This window comes from Bradyrhizobium sp. P2_E8 (assembly GCF_056403875.1).
The window spans coordinates 1-1,037 of the sequence record NZ_JBFUES010001597.1; the positions used below are offsets into that span (position 1 = coordinate 1).

At 65.1% G+C, this 1,037-nt stretch carries 1 protein-coding gene; it reads right to left on the minus strand.

All coding sequences use genetic code 11. The features are described from left to right. On the minus strand, positions 1–664 hold a 664-nt coding region (locus tag AC1D00_RS42600; RefSeq protein WP_477014846.1), incomplete at its 3' end, for a DnaJ domain-containing protein. Positions 665–1,037: the final 373 nt, after the last annotated feature.

Consider the following 1,037-nt stretch of genomic DNA (forward strand, 5'->3'; position numbering starts at 1 on the left):
GGGGAATGTTGACCGACAGCGTCCGCTCGCGGGTCACACGGCCCTGGCCCGAGCAGGACGGGCAGGCGTCCTCGATCATCTGGCCGCGGCCCTGGCAGCCCGGACAGGTCCGCTCCAGCGTGAAGAAGCCCTGCGACTGCCGCACGCGGCCGGCGCCGCCGCAGCTCGAGCAGGTCTTCGGCTTGGTGCCGGCCTTGGCGCCGATGCCCGAGCAGGCCTCGCAGGTGACGGAGACCGGGATCTCGATCTGCGCGGTCTTGCCGCCAAAGGCTTCCTCGAGCGTGATTTCCATGTTGTAGCGCAGGTCGGCGCCGCGCTCGCGGCCGCCGCGGCCGCGCTGTCCGGCCATGCCGAACAGGTCCTCGAAAATATCGGAGAAGGAGGAGGCGAAGCCCGCGCCGAAACCGGCACCGCCGCCAGGACCGCCCTGCTCGAAGGCCGCATGGCCGAAACGGTCATAGGCCGCGCGCTTGTCCCTGTCCTTCAGGACCTCGTACGCCTCGTTGATTTCCTTGAACTTGACCTCGCTGGTGTCGTCCCCGGGATTGCGGTCGGGGTGGAACTTCATCGCGAGCTTGCGGAACGACGACTTCAACTTGGATTCGTCGGCGTCGCGTTCGACTTCGAGGGTCTCGTAGTAGCAGCGCTTGGTGGACGTGGACATGTTCAACTCGGTCTATCCAATCGCGATTCAAACCGGGGCGAAGCAACGTTGCCACGCAACGATATAGGCACCCCTCCGCTTCGCGGCAGAGGGCAGCATGGCAGTGTTGAGAATAACGGCTGGAAATTGATCGATCGTAACGGGAGCGTCGCCCGTCGACCTCGACACGGAAGCCTCCCCCGCGATGGGGGAGGCTGAATAGGTGTGTGGGGTCCAAGCCGTCCGCATCATCACCCTCTTGGGGCTCAGGCGGACTTCTTGTTGTTCTTGTCGTCGTCGACTTCGGTGAATTCCGCGTCGACGACGTCGTCCTTGGCCGCGTCCTTCTTGGCGTCGGCCTCGGCCTGCTGCTTGTACATGGCCTCGCCGAGCT